Origin of the sequence: Bacillus sp. NP157 (assembly GCA_018889975.1) — a bacterium.
Taxonomy (GTDB): domain Bacteria; phylum Pseudomonadota; class Gammaproteobacteria; order Xanthomonadales; family Rhodanobacteraceae; genus Luteibacter.
This window is the reverse complement of the sequence record CP076546.1, coordinates 1,802,042-1,822,407: the sequence shown is the minus strand read 5'-3', so window position 1 is coordinate 1,822,407 and position 20,366 is coordinate 1,802,042. Positions and strand designations below refer to the sequence as shown.

16 protein-coding genes are annotated in these 20,366 nt (G+C 66.4%); 15 read left to right on the top strand and 1 reads right to left on the bottom strand.

Annotated elements, in window-relative coordinates:
* Positions 1–203 precede the first annotated feature (203 nt).
* From KPL74_08160 to KPL74_08150, 3 genes are all read left to right on the top strand, one after another.
* Positions 204–1,073: a transposase gene (locus KPL74_08160; GenBank protein QWT21966.1), complete on the top strand. Its 870-nt coding sequence runs from the start codon at positions 204–206 to the stop codon at positions 1,071–1,073.
* A gap of 568 nt (positions 1,074–1,641) precedes the next feature.
* Entirely contained in the window at positions 1,642–1,923 is a 282-nt protein-coding gene (locus tag KPL74_08155; GenBank protein ID QWT21965.1) for a hypothetical protein, read from the top strand.
* A 62-nt stretch (positions 1,924–1,985) separates the two neighbouring features.
* Positions 1,986–2,840: a hypothetical protein gene (locus KPL74_08150; GenBank protein ID QWT21964.1), complete on the top strand. Its 855-nt coding sequence runs from the start codon at positions 1,986–1,988 to the stop codon at positions 2,838–2,840.
* A gap of 15 nt (positions 2,841–2,855) precedes the next feature.
* Here KPL74_08150 and KPL74_08145 read toward each other — a convergent pair whose 3' ends face one another.
* Positions 2,856–3,731: a PhzF family phenazine biosynthesis protein gene (locus tag KPL74_08145; protein QWT21963.1), complete on the bottom strand. Its 876-nt coding sequence runs from the start codon at positions 3,729–3,731 to the stop codon at positions 2,856–2,858.
* 128 nt (positions 3,732–3,859) lie between these two features.
* Between KPL74_08145 and KPL74_08140 the strand changes: the two genes are divergently transcribed.
* From KPL74_08140 to lpxK, 12 genes are all read left to right on the top strand, one after another.
* Positions 3,860–4,468 carry a rhomboid family intramembrane serine protease gene (locus KPL74_08140; protein QWT21962.1) on the top strand — a complete coding sequence of 203 codons (609 nt, stop codon included), beginning with the start codon at positions 3,860–3,862 and terminating at the stop codon, positions 4,466–4,468.
* Between the two features lie 163 nt (positions 4,469–4,631).
* A complete protein-coding gene (locus KPL74_08135) occupies positions 4,632–5,561 on the top strand; it encodes a histone H1-like repetitive region-containing protein (GenBank protein ID QWT21961.1) in 930 nt (309 codons plus the stop codon).
* A gap of 107 nt (positions 5,562–5,668) precedes the next feature.
* On the top strand, positions 5,669–6,310 hold the full coding sequence (locus KPL74_08130) for a hypothetical protein (protein QWT21960.1): 642 nt from the start codon (positions 5,669–5,671) through the stop codon (positions 6,308–6,310).
* Between the two features lie 148 nt (positions 6,311–6,458).
* A complete protein-coding gene (locus tag KPL74_08125) occupies positions 6,459–8,768 on the top strand; it encodes a DNA internalization-related competence protein ComEC/Rec2 (protein QWT21959.1) in 2,310 nt (769 codons plus the stop codon).
* A gap of 132 nt (positions 8,769–8,900) precedes the next feature.
* Positions 8,901–9,356 carry an MbcA/ParS/Xre antitoxin family protein gene (locus KPL74_08120; GenBank protein QWT21958.1) on the top strand — a complete coding sequence of 152 codons (456 nt, stop codon included), beginning with the start codon at positions 8,901–8,903 and terminating at the stop codon, positions 9,354–9,356.
* Positions 9,353–9,832, top strand: a complete 480-nt coding sequence (locus KPL74_08115) for an RES domain-containing protein (protein QWT21957.1) — start codon at positions 9,353–9,355, stop codon at positions 9,830–9,832. Before KPL74_08120 ends, KPL74_08115 begins: the two co-directional genes overlap by 4 nt.
* 102 nt (positions 9,833–9,934) lie before the next feature.
* A complete protein-coding gene (locus KPL74_08110; GenBank protein QWT21956.1) occupies positions 9,935–13,288 on the top strand; it encodes a GH92 family glycosyl hydrolase in 3,354 nt (1,117 codons plus the stop codon).
* A 143-nt stretch (positions 13,289–13,431) separates the two neighbouring features.
* Positions 13,432–16,281, top strand: a complete 2,850-nt coding sequence (locus KPL74_08105) for a TonB-dependent receptor (protein QWT21955.1) — start codon at positions 13,432–13,434, stop codon at positions 16,279–16,281.
* 162 nt (positions 16,282–16,443) lie between these two features.
* Positions 16,444–17,103 carry a MotA/TolQ/ExbB proton channel family protein gene (locus KPL74_08100; GenBank protein ID QWT21954.1) on the top strand — a complete coding sequence of 220 codons (660 nt, stop codon included), beginning with the start codon at positions 16,444–16,446 and terminating at the stop codon, positions 17,101–17,103.
* Positions 17,104–17,106: 3 nt separating this feature from the next.
* Entirely contained in the window at positions 17,107–17,535 is a 429-nt protein-coding gene (locus KPL74_08095) for a biopolymer transporter ExbD (protein ID QWT21953.1), read from the top strand.
* On the top strand, positions 17,532–19,313 hold the full coding sequence (gene msbA, locus KPL74_08090; GenBank protein QWT21952.1) for a lipid A export permease/ATP-binding protein MsbA: 1,782 nt from the start codon (positions 17,532–17,534) through the stop codon (positions 19,311–19,313). The genes KPL74_08095 and msbA overlap by 4 nt, the downstream gene beginning before the upstream one ends.
* Positions 19,314–19,405: 92 nt before the next feature.
* Entirely contained in the window at positions 19,406–20,296 is an 891-nt protein-coding gene (gene lpxK, locus KPL74_08085) for a tetraacyldisaccharide 4'-kinase (protein ID QWT21951.1), read from the top strand.
* Positions 20,297–20,366: the final 70 nt, after the last annotated feature.

Below are 20,366 nucleotides of genomic sequence, written 5' to 3'. Positions count from 1 at the left end.
CCGGATCTGCACGATCGTGTCGTAGCAGGGTCGCCACGCCGGATCTTTTCGCTAGACGCCCGAACAGTTGCCCGAGTAAGCGCTCGGAAATAAGGCTGGGCTACGCGAGAAGGGCTCTCGACACTCCTAGGCTAGCGGAGATCGCCATGATTGGCATGATCGGCATCGGTGCAGGTGTGGACGTCAGCAAGGCCCATCTGGACGTGGCGGTGTTCAACCACCGCGAGACCCAACGATTCGCCAACGGGGCTGCCGGCTGGGAAGCCCTGGCGGCGTGGTTGGCGCCCCACCATCCGGCCCAGGTCGTATTGGAAGCGACGGGTGGATACGAGAAAAGCGCCCTCGCGGCGCTGCACGCCGCCGGCCTGCCAGTGCGCCGGATCAACCCGCGCCTGGTCCGCTATTTCGCCCGCTCCAAGAGCCAACTGGCCAAGACGGACCGGATCGACGCCCGCGTTCTGGCCCACATGGCCAGCGTGATGGAGCTGGTGCCGTTCCAGCCGCCGAGCGAAGAAATGGCCACGCTGCAGCAGTACAAGGCCCGGCGCGATCATCTGGTCCAGAATCTCACGGCGGAAAAACAGCGCCGCCGCCAGGTCGTCGACAAGACCCTGCGCGAGGATCTCGAGGCGCACATCGACTACCTGGAAAACGCGCTACGCCGGATCGATGCGGTGATCGGCCGGCTGATCAAGGACACGCCGCAAGCAAGGGTTGCCGCCACGATGAAAGGCGTCGGGCCGGGCATGGTCGCGTCGATGATCTGTGACCTGCCCGAACTGGGCCATCTCGGTCGTAAACAAATCGCCAGTCTCGTCGGCGTAGCGCCGATCAACTGCGACAGTGGCGTCTTCCGTGGCAAGCAATCGACCTGGGGCGGACGCTCCAGGCCCCGGGCGATGCTCTACATGTCGGCCCTGTCGGCGAGTCGCCATGATCCGATCCTGAAGCCGTATTACGAGGGCCTGGTGACCCGCGGAAAGCTAAAGCGCGTCGCCCTGATCGCCGTCATGCACAAGCTGATCGTCATCCTCAACGCCCGGATGCGGGACGAGCTGGCTGCGATGGGCTGACGGGACACAGTTGCTACGAAAGCCGCTTCGTCAGGCTAGGCCGCGGGCAGGCTTTCCCGCACTTGTAGGAGCGCGCGTGCGCGCGAATGGGATTGCCTAAACACAGCAGGTACCAGCGCCCAGAATCACCACGTCGATATGAGTCAAAGGCGTTTGTACGGGTCTGCGGATCGAGTTCCATCATCTACGCACTGTTGGCCATTCGCGCGCAGGCGCGCTCCTACAACAACACGTAGAAGTCGGGCCAGGCCCCAGGCCGATTTCCCGCATGTCGCGCGCGGGCTGCAAGAACAGCCCTGGGCGCCCACCCTCGAGGCGAGTTCCGCACAAGCGAGCGGCCGTAGGCCGATTAAATACATGGGCCGCGGCTGCGGCCAACCCTGTCGAGCGCGGAGGACCTGTCTGAGCAGCGAGGGTGGGCGCCCAGGGCTGGTCCTGCGACCACGCCCGAGCGCTGCGCTGCGCGCAGGCGCAGTGCCCCGCGCGAAGCACGCCTTCACAATCGGTTAGCCCGGAGGTAGGCCACAATCGGAGAGCACGATAACGTGCGGCATCCCAGGGCTACACCATGACCGCAAGCTGGAAAACTGTGTACGAAGGCCAACACGAAGGCCGTGCCGTCACCGTACGCGAATCCAACGATGGGACCTACAAGGTGCTCACCAAGCAGACCGTTCACGACGAAGGCATCGCCTACCAGGACGGCCACACCTTCGTCCACGTCTCGCCCGCCAGCGTCGGCGAACAGGTCGAAAGCGAAGCCAATTCCCGCGACGCCCTTCGCGAAGCACTCAAAGAACTGCACTTCTCGTCGGAATCGGTCAGCACGATCTGCAACGGCCTGCATTGACGGGTCCCGCGCCGTTTCTGCCATGATGGGGGCTCGTTCCCCCATCCCGGCAAAAGGCGCCCATGGCAGAGACGACCCCGACCTTCGAGCGCACGGTGCCCCGCGTCCTGATGTGCGCCCCGACCTACTTCGAGGTCAGCTACGTCATCAATCCATGGATGACCGGCCACGTCCACGACACCAGCAGCGAGCGTTCCCACCGGCAGTGGGACGCGCTGCGCGAAACGGTCGCCCGCCATGCCGACGTCGTGATCCAGCCGCCGGCCGAAGGCCAGCCGGACATGACCTTCGCCGCCAATGCCGGCCTCGTTTTCGGCAACTCCTTCGTCCCCAGCCGCTTCCGCTATGACGAGCGCAAGGGAGAAGAGCCGCATAACCATGCGTGGTTCACCCGGCACGGCTTCGACATCGTCGAATTGCCCGAAGGCATCTATTTCGAGGGCGCCGGCGATGCCTTGTTCGATCGCGGCACCAGCCGGCGCCTGTGGATGGGCCATGGCCATCGCTCCGACGCGGAAGCCGCGCCGGCGCTGGCGCGCCAGCTGGACGTCGAGGTGTTGTCGCTGAAGCTCGCCGACCCGCGGTTCTACCATCTCGACACGTGCTTCTGCCCGTTGGCGAACGGTTACACCCTGTATTTCCCGGCCGCGTTCGATGCGGCGTCGCTGGCCGTGATCGAACGCCACGTGGCACCCGCCGAGCGTATCGCCGTGGACGAGCATGATGCGATCGAGTTCGCCTGCAACGCGGTGAACCTGGGGCGAGTGGTGATCCTCAACCGCGCGAGCGCCGGTTTGCGCTCGCGCCTTGAGGGTGCGGGTTTCATGGTCATCGAGGTCGCGCTGGACGAATACATGAAGTCCGGCGGCGCCGCGAAGTGCCTCACCCTGCGGCTGGACGAAGCGACCGGCGCCTGAGTGCTGGCGGATGCGTCAGGCGTCGCGCCAGTCCACGCTGCCGTCGATGATGGTGTTGGTGCGGCCACCGACCCAGACGTGTTCGCCATCGATGCGGATGATGATCCGCGCATCGTGCCCGACCTCGCGGCCCTGGCTCACCACGTAGCCACCGGCCAGCGGGCCGGCCGCGTCGTGCGTGGCCACGTAGGCGGCGATCAGGCCGTTTGCGGCGCCGGAGGCGGGGTCTTCGACGATGCCGACGCCGGCCGGGAATGCGCGGACGGCCAGGCCCTCCGCCGACCGGGCGAAGATGCACAGGCCGAGCGTGTCGGTGCCGACGGCCAGGGCGCGGATCGCGGCATGGTCGGGGCGCCAGGCGCGCAGGTCGGCTTCATGCGCGAACTCGGCGACCCACCAGCGGCGGCCGCCTTCCACGCAGGCCGGCGCAAGGGCACCCAGCTGCACACCGTAAAGCACGCCGGACAGGCGCTCGCCGCCCTTCGAGGCGTCACCGACGACCCGCGCCTTGGGCGATTGCACGAACAGCTCGCGCTCCACGCCCTGGCCTTCGACCAGGATCGGCAGCACGCCGGCGCCGCATTCCTGCCAGACCACGCCAGCGGCATCGGGGGTGATGAGGCCGGCGTCCAACGCCGCGTGGGCACTGCCGATGGTGGGATGGCCGGCGAACGGAATTTCCTTGCTGGGCGTGAAGATACGCGCCCGATAGTTCGCGCCTTCGGCGCGCGCGGGCAGCAGGAACGTGGTCTCGACAAGGTTGGTCCAGTGGGCGAAGCGCTGCATGCGTTCGTCCGACCAGCCCTCGGCATCGATCACCACGCCGAGTGGGTTGCCACCGCCGTGGCGGGCGGCGAAGACGTCGAGTTGCTTGTAGCGAATGGCAGGCATGGGCTTGGCTTGGGGCAGGGGGGAGTCATGAATGATAGCGATCCCGAGCCGGCAGCGGGGTTCACAAGGCCCGGGGATACGGCCAAGATGCGCGTTGGCCTGTTGTTACCTGGAACGTTGCCCCGCGCATGATCACCACGATCCTCATCATCCTCGTGACCTGTGTGGTCTCGTTCATCGCCCTGCAGAACCGTCGCCTCATGGATGACCTGGTGCTGTGGCCTCCCGCGATCAACCGCAGCCGCGAGTACTACCGCCTGGTCAGCTACGGCCTGGTCCACGCGGATTTCGGCCACCTGTTCTTCAACATGTTCACCCTGTACTTCTTCGGGCGCTCGATCGAGGGGCTGTACACCTCGTCGATGGGGCCGCTGGGCTTCGTCACCTTCTACATCGGTGGCCTGCTGTGCTCGATCCTGCCGACCTACATCAAGAATCGGAAAAACGCCGGTTACACGAGCCTCGGCGCGTCCGGTGCGGTGTCGGCGGTGCTCTTCGCCTTCATCCTGCTCGCGCCCTGGCAGCAGATCTACGTCATCGTGATCCCCATGCCTGCGATCGTCTACGCGATCCTGTTCGTCGCCTATTCGATCTACATGGACCGTCGCGGCGGCGATAACGTGAACCATGGCGCCCACCTGTGGGGCGCACTTTACGGCGTGATCTTCACCATCGTGCTGCGCCCGGATGTCATCCCTCACTTCCTCAATGCCATCTCCCAGCCCCGGGGTTTGTGATGCGTAGCTGAACTTTCCCTACAAATAGATGTGACTTCGGACGACAGCTGTTAGATCATGCAAGCGACCGGAAGTGTGGATCGATCCCGATCATCCGGCATGCACGCGGGTTTCCCCCGTAGGGGTGGTTCGCGTCGGCAACTACCGCAGGAGGAATGAGCGCATGGCAACGACCCGTAAGTCTGCCGCGAAGAAGTCCACGGCGAAGAAGACGGCCACCAAAAAGTCCGCTGTGAAAAAGGCTGCCACCAAGAAGGTGGCAAGCAAGGTCGCGCGCCCCGCCACGAAGAAGGCGGTGAAGAAGTCCCCGGCCCGCAAGGCGGCGGCTAAGAAGACCGCACGCAAGGCCGCCGTCAAGAAGGCGCCGGCTCGCAAGGTCGCCGTCAAGAAGGCCGCGAAGAAGACCTCGGCGCGGAAGGCTGCCGCACCACGCAAGGCCGTCGCGAAGACCTCGCCGGCCCGCAAGTCGGTTGCGAAAAAGGTGTCCGCGAAGAAATCGACCGTGAAGAAGTCGGCGGCAAAAAAGGTCGCGACGAAGAAGGTCACGGCGAAGAAGGTCACGGCGAAGAAGGCTCCGTCCCGCAAGGTCGCCGCGAGCAGGGCTCCCGCGAAGAAAGCGCCGGCCCGGAAGGTCGCTGCGAAACCGGTCGCAACCAAGTCACCCGCGAAGACCGCGGCGACCAGGAAGCCGGTAGCGCAGAAACCGGTCGCGCCGAAGCCGTCGGCAAAGCCGGCCGTAGCGAAGAAGACCGTGGTTTCCAAGGCGCCTGCACGCAAGGCCGCCGCGCCGACGTCCGCTGCTTCCACGCCTGCTGCGCCCCGCAAGGCCGCGCGTCCGCGTCCCGCACCCAAGCCGGCGGCCGATGAGCCGGTACAGCACATCACCCAGGAAGAGGCGGTAGCACACATCCAGGCGCTGCTCGATGCCAAGAAGGAGCGCGATCGCCAGCCGCCGTCCTGGCCGACCGGTGATCGCAATGGCAACCCCGGTACGCAGGCGAACGAGACGGAGGCACCCAAGGTCCCGTCGCCGGAAGCCAGCTACGCCAACAGCGCGCATGAGCGTGGTGACCAGCAGAAGAACAAGGGCTGAGATCTCGCCTGAACGAAGGGAAAGGGCCGCTTTCGCGGCCCTTTCTTTTTTAGCGCGCGTTCAACGAACCCAGCGCAGTGTAGGAATCGTCAACTCGTGAGGTCGTCATGCGCCGTCTGTCGCTGTCTGTTCTAGCCTTGCCCGCGTGTCTGGCCCTTGCCGGGTGTTACTACGATCCGGACTACGGATACGTGCGCAACGGCTCGGGCGCCGACGCCTATTACGGCACGGAGCAGACGACGACCACCGTGGTGGGTGGCGGCGTCGGTTACTACGACGATCCGGGCTATCGCTACTACGACTATGGCCCCGGCTGCTGCTATTACGGCGGCCCGGTGACGACGATTCGCTACCGCGATGGGTACTACCGCGGCCGGGATGGTTATTACCGCGACCGCGATGGCCATGTCCGTCCACCGCCGGGCGGATGGCACGGTGGGCCTCCGCACGATGGCAACGGGCGGCCGCCGGGCGGCTGGTCGCGCGGCGACGACCGCGACCACGATCACGGTCCAGGCCGGCCGGGCAATCCGCCTCCGGGCGGCTGGCATGGCGGCGATCGGCCGTCGCCATCCCAGGGTGGCTGGCACGGCGGTGATCGCCCTTCGCCGCCGTCCGGTGGCTGGCACGGCAACCGGCCGGCGCCGCCGTCGAATTCAGGCGCGCCCTCGCGCCCTTCCTCGGGCAATGGCGGCAACAACAATGGGTCCGGGCGCGATCGCAGCCGTTTCCGTAGCAACACAGACTGAGGCTGTCGTTACGCGCAGCGCAACGAGTCGAACGAACGACTAGGTTTATTCCTACACGCAACCGCGCAGAAGGCTGACGGCGGGACGTGGGCCATGCACCATCGAGGCCCCACTACGCTGGCCGCCCGCCCCTCCGACGCTGGTTGCCGTGGCTCTCCGTGCCCCATCGATGACGCTTTGCTCCACCGCGCTCGCCGCGCTGACCGGCTGTGCCATCGTGCAGGCGTTGCCCAGTCTCCCGTCGTTTCCGGTGCTCGTCGCGATGGCGCTTCTGGCGACGGGGCTGCTGGCCGTGCGCCGCTGGCCTGCGCTGCGCCTGCCGGCCGTCGCCATGCTGTTCGCCGCGTGGGCATGCATGGATGCCACGCATCGGCTACGTGCGCGCCTCACGCCCGCGCTGGAAGGGCGGGACATCGTCATCACCGGACGCATCGCCGACCTGCCGCGGCGTGTCGGCGCCGATGTCGGTTTCCTCTTCGAGCCCATCCCCCGCGAAGGCGAACCCACGATAGACGGCGTGGCACGCGTCACCTGGTATCGCGCGCCACAACTTCCCGGTGCGTGCGAAACATGGCGGCTTGCCGTGCGCTTGCGCCGTCCCCGTGGGCTTGTGAATCCCGGAGGCAATGACGCGGAACGCGGGGCCCTGTTACGGAACGTGGCGGCCGTTGGCTACGTGCGTACCTCGACGGTGAACGCAAGGCTCGGCAGCGGGCCATGCGTGGATGGATGGCGCGATGCAATCGGCCGGGGCATGGACGGCATGCTCGGTGCGGGGCCATCCCGCCTGCTGAAGGCGCTGGCCGTGGGCGATACGCGCGGACTGGATGCGGCCGACTGGGACGTCGCCCGTTCGACGGGTGTGTCCCACCTCATCGCTATTTCCGGATTCCACGTCGGTGTGGCTGCGGGTGGCGGTGTCCTTGCAGGGCGTGGACTCTATTTCCTGCTGCCATGGCTCGCGACCTGGCTTCCGCAACGCATGGCCCAGGCCGCGCTGGGGCTGGGCGTGGCGTTTGCCTATGGGTTGCTCGCTGGCATGGGCCTGCCGACGGTGCGCACGCTGCTCATGGTGGCGGTGCTGGTCGTGGCTGCCCTGCGCCGCAAGCGCGCGGGCGGTATCCCGCTCCTGGCCGTCGCGTTGCTGGCCGTGCTGGTGGTGGATCCCCTGGCCGTGTTGTCGGCGGGATTCTGGCTATCATTCGGTGGCGTCGCCTTCCTGATGACCTGCGTGGCGCCGGGACGCCCGGGCTGGCGAGGTGCGCTGCTGGCACTCCTGCGCACCCAGCTGGTGATGAGCGTCGCCCTGCTGCCGCTGTCGTTGTGGCTCTTCGGAAGTGCGTCGCTGTCGTCGCTGCCGGCCAATCTTGTCGCGGCCCCTTTGGTCAGCTTTGCGATCATCCCGTTGACGTTGCTCGGTAGTTTGCTGCTTGCGTGGCCGGCCATGTCCACGCCACTGCTTTCGGTCGCCGCAGCGCTCATGGATCTGCTGTGGCAGGGGCTGGTCCCGCTCTCGAGCCTTCCGGATGCGCGCTGGTCGGTTCCGGAGGGTGGCCCGCTGCCGGTGCTCCTGGCGACGATCGCGGCCGCGTGGTTGTTCGCCCCGCGCGGCGTGCCGTTGCGTGGCTTCGCACTACTGTGTTTCCTGCCCATCGCGCTGCCCGCGCGCGATTCCCCGGAACACGGCGGGTTCCAGGCATGGGTGCTCGACGTGGGGCAGGGGCTTTCCGTCGTGTTGCGGACGCGCACGCACACGCTTGTCTACGACGCAGGGCCTGACTACGCCCACGGTGGCGATGCAGGCGCCGGCGTCGTGCTGCCGGCGATCTCCGCGCTGGGCATCGGCCCCGTTGACCGGCTCGTGGTGAGCCATGGCGACGCCGACCATGCCGGTGGCGCGGCATCCGTATTAAGACGCTACCCAGACGCCGCGGCGTTGTCGGGCGAGCCGGAGCGCCTGCGCTTCCCGGCGGCCGCTTGCATGGCAACGCAAGCATGGCAGTGGGATGGGATCCGCTTCAGATTCATCGAAGTTCCGCTGCCTGCCGGTGGCAAGGTGAAGGCCAATGACCGTTCCTGCGTGCTCGCGGTGGAAGGCGCATCGGGGCGGCTCCTGCTCACCGGCGACATCGGCAGCACGCTGGACCAGCGAATCGATCCTGCACAACTCGAGTCGGGCCTGCCGACCGTCACGACCGTCGCCCATCACGGCAGCCGCCACGCTTCGTCGACACCGTGGCTGCGCCGGGTCCGGCCAACGATCGCCGTCGTGTCGGCCGGGTGGCGCAACCGCTTCGGGCACCCTCATCCCGATGTCGTCGATCGGCATGCGGCGATCGGCGCGGCCGTGTACGCCACGCCGCGCAGCGGTGCGCTCCGCATCGATTTCCCGGCCGACGACATTCCCCGCGTAACGCGCGAATGGCGGCGCCCACGGACCCGTTACTGGCGTGAGTAGCCCAGCTGTGGCCCCCGGATGGACGCCGTTAAGCTCATATGAGCTATGGTCGAGGCTCATATGGTTCAGGAGGTTTCAGGCATGACACGACAGACGGGGCGAGGCGCGCTGCCGGGTTCGGCGCCCAGGACCATGGTCGCCCGCGATTCCACCATTCCTTACCTCTCGATAGCCGCCAGTTCACCCAGCGAAAAATCCAACATCGTCCGGGACGGCCTTTCGACCGCATTCGTGAAGCAGATGGCTACCGACCTCATGATCGACCAATCCGTGCTCACCGACTCGATGGGCATTGCCCGCAGCACCTTCACGCGCAAGGCGCGGAAACAGGAAGTGCTTTCCAGTGGAGAGAGCGCCGTGGTGCTCGGCCTGGCAAGGATCGTCGGTGAGATCGAGCGGATCCTGACCGAGAGTGGCGATCCGGAGCAGTTGAAGACCTTCGACCTCACCGAATGGGTCGGCGCCTGGTTGCGCGAACCGGTGGCGGCGCTGGGCGGCCTGCCGCCCTTGGCCTACATGGACAATCCCTACGGGCAGGAAACCGTCCTGCAGCTGGTTGGGCAGATGCAGTCCGGCGCGTTCGCATGACGGTGTTCCTGTGGCGCATCGCTACGGAGGCGGCGCAGTACAGGGCGGATGACATGACCGGCAAGGGCGCCGAGACCACGGGCGGGCGCTGGAACCAGAAAGGCACGCCGATGATCTATGCCTCCACGTCGCTCGCCCTGGCCGCGCTGGAAGTCGTCGTGCACTTGCCGCGCGCCCCCGCGCCGCTCAATCGCTACATCATCCGTATCGCCGTGCCGGACGCGATGTGGGAGGGGCGGCATTCGATCGACCAAGCCTCGGCGCCCCCGGGTTGGGATGCCGAGCCTGCTGGCCTCAGCTCGCGGCAGTTCGGCGAAGACTGGGTCAAGCGCAGCGACAGCTGCCTGCACGCCGTTCCTTCCATCGTCGTGCCGCTCGAGCAGAACGTCCTGCTCAACCCCGCGCATCCGCAAAGCCACGCGTTGAAGGCCGAAAACCTCGGCAAGTTCACCTTCGACGCGCGTATCCGACCCTGACCCGGCGTCGGCCCATACGGCCCCGACTTGTTGCACTGCGATTTGACAATCTGGATTTAGAACGATTTAAATCGGGAATCCATTAACGTAGGGGAACAGCGCGTGGGCGAACCGAAGCTGGCATGGAGCAGGGCGGCGCTTGCCCTCGCGGTGGCATCAATCGTTGCGCCGACGGGCGCGCTGGCAGCGACGCAGGGCTTCCACAGCTCGTTCGAAGCGGGGGATCCCGCCCTTGCCGCGGCGCCGTTTGGCGGCCTGGACGTCCGAATCGCAGGCGGCCCGCCCGCTGAGGCGATCCTCACCGCGAAGGCCGACGTCGGCTTCACCGGCACCCATTCGTTGCACTACGCCGGCACATCCACTGGCACGCCGCTCACCGCGCGCCTGTTTGATGCCGCGGTGCCGGTCGCCCAGGACACCGTGCTGTCGTGGCTGGTGTTCCCGCGATCGAACGGCAACGACCTGGCCAACCCGTCCAACTACGTGAGCGTCGATGTCGTCTTCGACGACGGCTCGAAGCTGTCGACCCTCGGTGCGGTCGACCAGCATCGCGTGCCAGCCACGGCCAAGGGCCAGGGCCTCGGCCGCGTGCTTTATCCGGACCAGTGGAACTACGTGAGCGTCGATCTGGGCGCCGTCGCGAAGGGCCGCAAGGTCAAGGCGATCGAACTGTCCGCCGATGCACCGTCAGGCAAGGCCTTCGAAGGCTGGATCGACGACGTTCGCATCGGCGCGGCCGCGCCGCTGCCCGGCAACCATCCCACCGACTTCGTTGACACCCGGCGCGGTTCCAACGCTAACCCGAATTTCTCACGCGGCAACAATTTCCCGGCCGTGGCGATGCCGCACGGTTTCAACTTCTGGACGCCGGTCACCAACTCCGGTTCGAACTGGCTGTACCAGTACCAGGAACGCAACGGTGCGGATAACCGTCCGCGCATCGAAGCCTTCAGCCTGTCGCACGAGCCCAGCCCGTGGATGGGTGAACGGCAGACCTTCCAGGTGATGCCGGCACAGGCGGAGAGCGGCGCGCCTGCGCTCAAGCGTGAGACCCGCGCGCTGGCCTTTGGCCACGACAACGAGACCGCACACCCGGATTACTACGGCGTGCGCTTCGACAATGGCATTCGCACCGAAATTACCCCGACCGACCACGCGGCGATGTTTCGCTTCACCTTCACCGGCAAGCGCGCCCAGCTGGTGTTCGACAACCTCAACGACAAGGCGTCGGTGGAGATCGATCCGTCGGGTCGTTCGATCCACGGCTGGTCCGACGTGAAGAGTGGCCTGTCCACCGGCGCAACGCGCCTGTTCTTCTACGCCGAGTTCGACCATCCGGTGTCCGAGAGCGGCCGTCTCACCGGCGAGAAGCGTGACGCGGCTTCGGCGTGGTTCGGCTTCGACACGGCGAAGAAGGGTGGCAAGCAGGTGACGATGCGGATCGCGACGTCGCTGATCGGTATCGACCAGGCCAAGGCCAACCTCGGCCAGGAAATCGCCGCCACCGATACCTTCGACAGCGTGCGCGAGCGTGCCCGCAAGGCCTGGGACGATCGCCTGGGTCGTTTCGAGGTGGAAGGCGCGAGCCGCGACGAGCGCACCATCCTCTACTCGAACCTGTACCGCCTGTTCCTCTACCCGAACCAGGCCTACGAGAACACCGGCACGAAGGACGCGCCGAAGTGGCAGTACGCCAGCCCGTTCTCGGCCGCGACCGGCGAGAACACGGATACCCACACCGGTGCGCGCATCGTCGACGGCAAGCCCTACGTCAACAACGGCCTGTGGGACACCTATCGCACCGCATGGCCGGCGTACACGCTGTTCACGCCGACCGAAGCGGGCCAGATGATCGACGGCTTCGTGCAGCAGTACCGCGACGGCGGCTACATCGCCCGCTGGACCTCGCCGGGCTACGCCGACCTGATGGTCGGCACCAGCTCGGATGTCGCCTTCGCCGATGCCTGGCTGAAGGGCGTGCGTAACTTCGACGTGGCGAACTTCTACCTGTCGGCGATTCGCAACGCGTCGGCCGTCAGCGACATCAAGGGCGCTGGCCGCAAGGGCATCGAGCGCTCGCTGTTCAACGGCTACACCGACGACAAGGTGCACGAGGGCCTGTCCTGGTCGACCGCCGGCTACATCAACGACTTCGGCATCGCCAACCTTGCCCAGGCGCTCTCCACCGACAGCGCGAACGCGGGCAGCTACAAGAACTACGCCGACGACGCCCAGTGGTACCGCGCCCGCGCGGTCGGCTACGCCAACCTGTTCAGCACCGACACGGGCTTCTTCGTCGCCCGCGACGCCGCGGGCAAGTGGCGCTGGACGGCGAAGGATTTCAGCCCGATCCGCTGGGGCGGCGATTACACCGAAACCAATGCGTGGAACATGGCCTTCGACGCACCGCAGGACGGCGCCGGCCTGGCCGGCCTGTACGGCGGCCGCGAGCAGCTCGGTGCGAAGCTCGATGCGTTCTTCAACGCGCCGGGCAACTTCGACGTGGGTGACTACGGCGACGTGATCCACGAAATGCTCGAGGCACGCGATGTGCGGATGGGCCAGTACGGCCATTCGAACCAGCCTTCGCACCACATCATCTGGATGTATGACGAAGCCGGCCAGCCGTGGAAGACCCAGGACAAGCTGCGCGATGCGATGTCGCGCCTCTACGTCGGCAGCGAAATCGGCCAGGGTTACCCGGGCGATGAAGACAACGGCGAGATGTCGGCGTGGTGGCTGTTCGGTGCGACGGGCTTCTACCCGCTGCGCATGGGCACGCCGGAATACGTGATCGGCGCGCCGTACTTCCCGCACATGACCATCAAGCTGGAGAACGGCGCCACGCTGGACATCAAGGCGCCGGGCGTCAGCGATACCAATCGCTACGTGCAGTCGCTGAAGGTCAACGGCCAGCCGTGGACGAAGCTGACCCTGCCGCACGAGCTGCTGGCCAAGGGCGCGACGCTGGAATTCACCATGGGCCCGGCGCCGTCCAACTGGGGTGCGGGCGCCGACGCGCTGCCGGCATCGATCACGCCCGAAGGCAGCAAGCCGGCACCGTTGCATGACGTGATGCAGGCCGCCGACCTCACCCTCGCCGGCAAGAAGAGCGACACACTGGCGGCCGCCGTGGACAACGATTCCGGTACCGAACTGGCGCTGCCGGCCGGTAAGTCGGTGATCGTCGACCGCCTCGCGAAGTCCGCCACCGTATCGATGTACACGCTGAGCTCCGGCGCCACCGCGACGGCGCCCACCGGCTGGACCGTGGAAGGCTCCGCTGACGGCAAGCACTGGCAGGTCCTCGACCAGCGCCAGGGCGAGGCCTTCCTCTGGCACCGCCAGACCCGTGCCTTCGCCATCGCGAAGCCGGGCGCCTACGCGCACTACCGCATCACGCTCGACAGCAACGGCCCTGCCGCCGTCGCTGAGCTGGAATTGCTCGCGAAGTAATCGCGGCAACAAGGGGCGGCGCGCTACTGGGGAGTAGGCGCGCCACTCAACAGGCGAAACCACCGCCGGCGCAGCGATGCGCCGGCAGGGTGCGTTTGTCTTCAAAAACACCGGATGTATCCACTTTTTGGGAGGAAGGCAGGATGAAGTTGAAGACGTTGAGCCTGGTATTCGCGTCGCTGTTGGCGGCGCCCGCGGCACAGGCCTGGCAGGCCGCCGCGACGCAGGAGGGACAGCAACAGGCTGACGCCACCGGCAAGTCCACGGACCCGCAGGCTGCCCAGGACAGCGCGACGGTGAAGGTGAAGGGCAAGGCGGCATCGTCCGATCCGGACAAGGCTACGCGCATGCAGGCGGTGACCGTCACCGGTTCGCTGATCCCGCGCGCCGAGATCGAAGGCCCCTCGCCGACGATTACCATCACGGCGAAGGACATCGAGCAGAAGGGCTTCGGCAGCACGTTCGAAGCGCTGCGCGCGCTACCCGTCGCCAATGGCTCGGTGCAGGACGGGCAGTTCACCGGCGGTTTCACGCCCGGTGCGAAGACGGTCAGCCTGCTCGGCCTGTCGCCGGAATACACGTTGACGCTGCTCAACGGCCGGCCGATGAACAGCTATCCGCTCGCCTATAACGGCGGCACCAACATCACCGACATCGCCAACATCCCGGTCGGCCTGATCGACCGCATCGACGTACTCACCGGCGGCCAGTCGTCGGTGTATGGTTCCTCCGCGATCGCCGGCGTGGTCAACATCGTCCTGAAGGACCATATCGAAGGCACCCACCTCAACTTCCGCATGGGTGGCTATTCCGACGGTGGCGGCGAGAACCAGCGCCTGCAGCTGAGCAGTGGCCACCGTTGGGGTGACCTCGACGTCTCCGGCGCCATCCAGGTCGAGAAGCAGACCCCGGTGTGGGCCTACCAACGCCACTACATCGATTCGTATTACGACGATCCGACCGGCAAGGGCGCGGTGCCGTCGCGTACCTTCCTGCGTTCGGTCGTGGGTGCCAATGCGCATTACATCGATCCGGGCGCGGACACCTGCGCACCGCTGTCGTACCTCTACGGTGGCAGCACCCAGTACGCCTACCGCGCGGGCAGCACGCTGGGCCATTACTGCGGCACGCCGAACAACGTGAGCTACACGACGCTGAGCAACAAGGAAACCGACGTCAACGGCGGCCTGTTCACGCGTTACCACCTCACCCCGGAAACCGAGCTGTATTCGGACATCCTCTACAGCTACAGCAACCCGACGTATTCCGGTGGCAGCCCGTTCTGGAACCAGACCTTCCTCAACCAGAACACCAACCAGTACGAGACCTGGCAGCGCATCTTCGGACCGGAAGAAGTGGGCCTGGATTCGCAGGACCAGCACGTGTTCACCCACAGCTATAACTTCACCCTGGGTGGCAAGGGCCCGCTGTTCGATACCGGTTTCGACTACGACCTCTACTTCAACCGCTCCGACACGACCCTGGTCCGCAAGTCCACCGACTTCCTGGCCCAGAATGGCGTCGACGACTACTACCTCGGCTCGCAGCTGGGCACGGACCCGGACGGTTATCCGATCTACGCGCCCAACCTGGATCGCCTGTACCAGCCGATCGACCGCACGCTGTTCAACCAGTTCACCGATACCAACCGCGCGGCGTCGCGCTCGTGGAACCAGAACCTCAGCCTGACCCTGACCAACCCGACGCTGTTCACGCTGCCGGCCGGTGACGTGGGCATGGCCTTCATCGCCCAGCGCGGCCACGAGCATTTCCAGAATCGCTCGTCCAGCGAGCTGTCCGACGAAGGCTACTTCCGCGGCCAGGCCGGTTCGACGGTGGCCAAGGGTAGCCGCGACTCGAAGGCGGCGGGCATGGAGTTCCGCATCCCGCTGCTGCAGAGCCTCACCGCCAACATCTCCGGCCGCTACGACAGCTACAGCTACGCGGGCGAGGGCGACGGCAAGCTCACCTACAAGCTGGGCCTGGAATACCGTCCGCTGGACACGCTGCTGTTCCGTGGCAGCTACGCCACGGCGTTCCGCGCGCCGAACATGTTCAACCTGTTCTCGACCCACTCCAGTGGCTACTCGCAGGCGACCGACTACTACCTGTGCCGCCTGGGTGGCTTCAACTCGAGCAACTACGACGAATGCCCGCAGTCGGGCCTGAGCGTGCTGGCCTCGTCCAACGGCAACACCAAGCTGAAGGACATCACGGCCAAGTCGTTCACCTACGGCTTTGTCTGGTCCACCTCGGACAACGCGCTGAGCTGGTCGGTCGATTACAACGCGGTGTTGATCAAGAACGAAGTGCAGACCCTCGGCAACGACGAGATCCTGGAGACGGAAGCCAACTGCCGCCTGGGCGTGTCGGAGAACGGCGAGACCAACTACGACGTCAACTCGCCGACCTGCCAGGAAGTGCTTGGCGAGGTGCAGCGTCGCTCGGCCACCGACGCGGTGAATCCGAACGCCGTGCTCAGCGTCGACACCTACCCGATCAACATCGCGAAGGAGCGCCAGACCGGCATCCAGTCCCAGCTCGATTACCGCTGGCGGGCAGGGCGGTTCGGCGATTTCGTCGCCGGGCTGAGCTACTACGACGCGCTGACCCACACCTTCAAGGAGAAGGCGGGCGATCCGACCTACGACTACCTGTGCTGCGCCAACTCCGACGAGTTCAAGAGCCGGGTCAACGGCAATATCACGTGGACGAAGAACGACTGGAGCGCCACCCTGTACGGGCAGCGCGACGGCCATACGTGGAACAACGCCGGCACGGCGAAGAACCTCGGCCCGTGGATCCGCTGGAACGGTTCGGCGACCTACCGCTTCAACCCGATGGCGTCGCTGACCTTCACGGTCAACAACATGTTCAACAAGCGCCCGCCGAAGGACATCACCAATGGCAACTGGCCGTACTACGACGTGGGTGACTACAACGCACTCGGCCGCGAGCTCTGGGTCCAGATGAACCTCGACTTCGGCAATTAACCCCACCCCAAACTGTCGGGGCGCACCTGCGCGCGACCGGGACCCATGGCTGGTCCCCTGTCGCGCGCAGGCGCGCTCCTACAGGCAATGTGAAGGCCGCCTCAGTCCGTCGGCCGGGCCCTGCTATCATGCGGCCCTGACTTAGGTACCCCTGGGGTTGACGTGCTCGAGATCCTTCTTGCCGGCGGCTGGGCGTTGCTGCCCATCCTGATCTGCTCGCTGGTCGCCCTGGCGATCGTGCTGGAACGCTTCTGGGCCTTGCGCCGTGCGGCCGTGTTGCCGCCGGGCCTGGGCGCGGAAGTGCGTGAATGGGCGCGCGCGTCCCAGCTGGACGCCTCGCACCTGGCCGCCCTGGAAAAGGGTTCGCCGCTGGGTGAGCTGTTCGCCGGCGCGCTGGCCGTGCGCGACCGCCCGCGCGAGATCATCAAGGAACGCATCGAGGACACCGGCCGCCACGTGGTGCACCGGATGGAGCGTTACCTCAACACCCTGGGCACCATCGCCCTGATCGGCCCGCTGCTCGGCCTGCTCGGCACGGTCATCGGCCTGATCCGCATGTTCATGAGCGTCATGGCCGGCGGCATCGGCGATCCGACCAAGATGGCCGGCGGCATCGGCGAGGCGCTGATCTGCACCGCCTTCGGCCTGGTCGTTTCGATCCCGGCCTATGTGCTGCACCGCTATTTCCGCTCGAAGGTCGGCGGTTACGTCGTCCAGATGGAAAAGGAAGCCACCGCGTTGCTGGACGATCTCTCGGCCCGCGCACCGGTCCCGCGTCGCCGTCCGGCGGCGGAAGCCGCCGCGCAGCAGCAGGCCGGCTGAACCATGCGCATCGGTGCCCGCCGCGAGGACGACTTCGAGATCAACGTGATCTCGCTGATCGACGTCCTGCTTACCCTGCTGATGTTCTTCGTGCTCAGCACGACGTTCGTCGAGCACTCGCGCCTCAAGGTCAACCTGCCCAAGGCTGACAGCGAAGCGCGCGATTCCACCGACAACGCGCTGACCCTGGTGGTCGACCGCGAGGGCCATTACTCGGTCGGCAGCGACGAAGTGATGGGCGAGGGCATCGAGCCGCTGAAGGCCGCGATCGAGCGCGTCGCCGGCACCGATCGCGAGCGCCTGGTGGTGATCCGCGCCGATGCCATGACCCCGCACCAGAACGTGGTCCGCGCGATGGACGCGCTGGGCCAGGAAGGCTTCACCCGCCTGTCGATCGCCACCACGCCCACCGAGACGGCGGCAGCGAAGTGAGCGACCGGCAAAAGAAGGTGTCGGTCTGGAATGCCCAGACCTGGGGCACCTACAAGCGCCTGCTCGGCTATACCCGGCGTTTCCGCAGCATGGGCTACATCGCGATCATCGGCATGATCGTCGATCCCATCTGCCTGTCGGTGTTCACCGGTTCGCTCAAGCCGATGATCGACGGCCTGTTCGTCGAGAAGAATCCGGAAACGATTTTCTGGATGCCGATCTGGATCATCGCGATCTTCGCCGTGCGCGGCGTGGCTTCATACGCCACCGACTACGGCATCGCCTATGTCGGTCGCAACGTCGTGCAGGCGATGCGCATCGATGTGTTCGCGGCGTACCTGCGCTTGCCGGCGACCTTCTTCGCCCGCGAACCATCCGGGCAGCAGATCTCGCGCATCACCTACACCAGTGAGCAGGTGGCGGCCGCGTCGGCGGATTCGCTGAAGGTCGCGCTCACCGAGGGCCTGACCGTCGTCGGCATGCTCTGCGTGATGCTTTACCAGAGTGCTTACCTCGCGATGGCGCTGCTGGTGCTGGTGCCTTGCGTGGTCGCGATCGTCACCGTGATCAGCCGTCGCTACCGCAAGATCAGCAAGCGCATCCAGGGCAACATGGGTACGGTGACCAGCGCGGTGGAAGAAGCCGTCGCCGCGAACCGCGAAGTGCGCATCTACGGCGGGCAGGATCGCGAAGCGCTGCGTTTCGGCGAGATCGCCGAGCGCCAGCGGCGCCTCAACCTGAAGGTCTCCGCGACCAGTGCCGCCTCCAGCGCCACCATCCAGACCACCGGCGCGATCGCGCTGGCGACCCTGGTGTTCCTGGCCACGCGCCCGAGCATCCTCTACACGATCAGCCCGGGTATCTTCACCTCGGTCCTGACCGCCATGGGCGGTATGTTGCCTTCGCTCAAGCGCCTGGCCGGCATCCAGGCCAGCCTGCAGAAGGGCGTGACCGCGGCCGAAGACCTGTTCGAGATCATGGACCAGCCGCCGGAAGTGGATCGTGGCACCGTCGTGCTGGAACGCACGAAGGGTGACATCCGCTTCGAGGACATCCACCTCGTATATGAGCGGAACGACCACGTCGCGCTGCGTGGGGTAACCCTGGCCTGCGCACCGGGCACGGTCACGGCGCTGGTTGGCCGTTCGGGTAGCGGCAAGTCGAGCCTGGTCAGCCTGCTGCCGCGGTTCTACGAACCGACCCAGGGCAGCATCCTGGTCGACGGCCGCGACTACACCCAGTACACCCTGCCGTCGCTGCGCAAGCAGATCGCGTGGGTGGGCCAGCACGTGGTGCTGTTCGACGACACCGTCGCCGCGAACATCGCCTATGGCGAGATGGCGGGTGCCAGCGAGGCCGACATCACGGCGGCGGCGCAGGCGGCCAATGCCATGGAATTCATCGAGCGCCTGCCCGAAGGCTTGCAGACGCGGATCGGGCAGGGCGGCAATTCCCTCTCGGGTGGCCAGCGCCAGCGCATCGCGATCGCCCGTGCCATCCTGAAGAACGCGCCGATCCTGGTCCTCGACGAAGCGACCAGTGCGCTCGACACCGAGTCGGAACGGCTTATCCAGGATGCGCTGACCCGGCTGATGCGTGACCGCACTACCCTGGTCATCGCGCACCGCCTGTCGACCATCGAACACGCCGACCAGATCGCGGTGATGGACCAGGGCAGGGTGGTCGAGCTCGGCACCCATCGTGAACTGCTCGACAAGGGTGGCCAGTACGCGGCCCTGCATCGCATGCAGTTCCACGAGCAGGCCACGGCGGGCTAAGCGTGGCCCTCGGCGCGTCGTTGCAGCGACGGTGGTATGCCCCTGGGCAGCCACCGCTTTGGGCGCGTCCGCTGGAGGCGCTCTATGCGAGCGTGGTACGTCGCCGTGCGGACCGGTTCCGCGCCGATCCCTCGAGCGTGGTGCGCCTGTCGGTACCCGTGGTGGTGGTCGGCAACATCACCATCGGTGGCACCGGCAAGACGCCCCTGATCGTCGCCCTGGCGCAGGCCATGACCGAGCGCGGCTTCCGGCCCGGCGTGGTCAGCCGTGGCTACGGCGGCACCGAACGTGGCCCGTACCTGCTCGAAGAGAACGATGATCCGGTGAAGGTCGGCGACGAGCCGTCGCTCATCTGTGCCTACGAGATTCCCGTCGCCATCGGTCGCGAACGTCCCGAAGCGGCGCAGCTGCTGATCGACGCGGGATGCGACCTGATCCTGGCCGACGACGGCCTGCAGCATCACCGGCTCGGCCGCGACGTGGAAATCTGCGTCATCGACGGCGACCGCCGCCTCGGCAACGGTCATCTGCTGCCGGCGGGGCCGTTGCGTGAGCCGGCGGCACGGCTTGGCACGGTCGACTTCATCGTGGTCAACGGCGGCACGCCGCGCGGCGATGAGGTGCCGATGCGGCTCGAAGGCGGCGTGGCGGTGAATCTGAAGGATCCGACGCTGAGTGCGCCGCTGGCTGACTTCGCCGGCCGGCCAGCCCATGCGGTGGCGGGCATCGGCAATCCCTCGCGTTTCTTCGCCAGCCTTGGCGCGCACGGCATCGCCGTCGATGGGCACCCGTTTGCGGACCATCATGCGTTTACCCGCGACGACCTGACGTTTGCGGATGGCTGTCCGGTGCTGATGACCGACAAGGACGCCGTGAAATGCCTGCCGTTCGCCCGCCCGAACTGGTGGCGCGTACCCGTCCGCGCCGTGCTCCCCGAGGCCTTCTGGGACGCCATCGCCACCAGACTCCCCCACCCCCCGTAGGAGCGCGCCTGCGCGCGATTGGGTCCCCTCTATCCCCAATTTCCCCGCAGCGCTCGAACTTGGTCGCACG

Coding starts and splice junctions, on each gene's coding strand:
- KPL74_08130 (QWT21960.1), top strand. CDS start 5,669: ATGCGCCGTCTGTCGCTGTCTGTTCTAGCCTTGCCCGCGTGTCTGGCC.
- KPL74_08095 (QWT21953.1), top strand. CDS start 17,107: ATGCGCATCGGTGCCCGCCGCGAGGACGACTTCGAGATCAACGTGATC.
- KPL74_08120 (QWT21958.1), top strand. CDS start 8,901: ATGGTCGCCCGCGATTCCACCATTCCTTACCTCTCGATAGCCGCCAGT.
- KPL74_08155 (QWT21965.1), top strand. CDS start 1,642: ATGACCGCAAGCTGGAAAACTGTGTACGAAGGCCAACACGAAGGCCGT.
- KPL74_08135 (QWT21961.1), top strand. CDS start 4,632: ATGGCAACGACCCGTAAGTCTGCCGCGAAGAAGTCCACGGCGAAGAAG.
- KPL74_08115 (QWT21957.1), top strand. CDS start 9,353: ATGACGGTGTTCCTGTGGCGCATCGCTACGGAGGCGGCGCAGTACAGG.
- KPL74_08145 (QWT21963.1), bottom strand. CDS start 3,731: ATGCCTGCCATTCGCTACAAGCAACTCGACGTCTTCGCCGCCCGCCAC.
- KPL74_08150 (QWT21964.1), top strand. CDS start 1,986: ATGGCAGAGACGACCCCGACCTTCGAGCGCACGGTGCCCCGCGTCCTG.
- KPL74_08140 (QWT21962.1), top strand. CDS start 3,860: ATGATCACCACGATCCTCATCATCCTCGTGACCTGTGTGGTCTCGTTC.
- KPL74_08105 (QWT21955.1), top strand. CDS start 13,432: ATGAAGTTGAAGACGTTGAGCCTGGTATTCGCGTCGCTGTTGGCGGCG.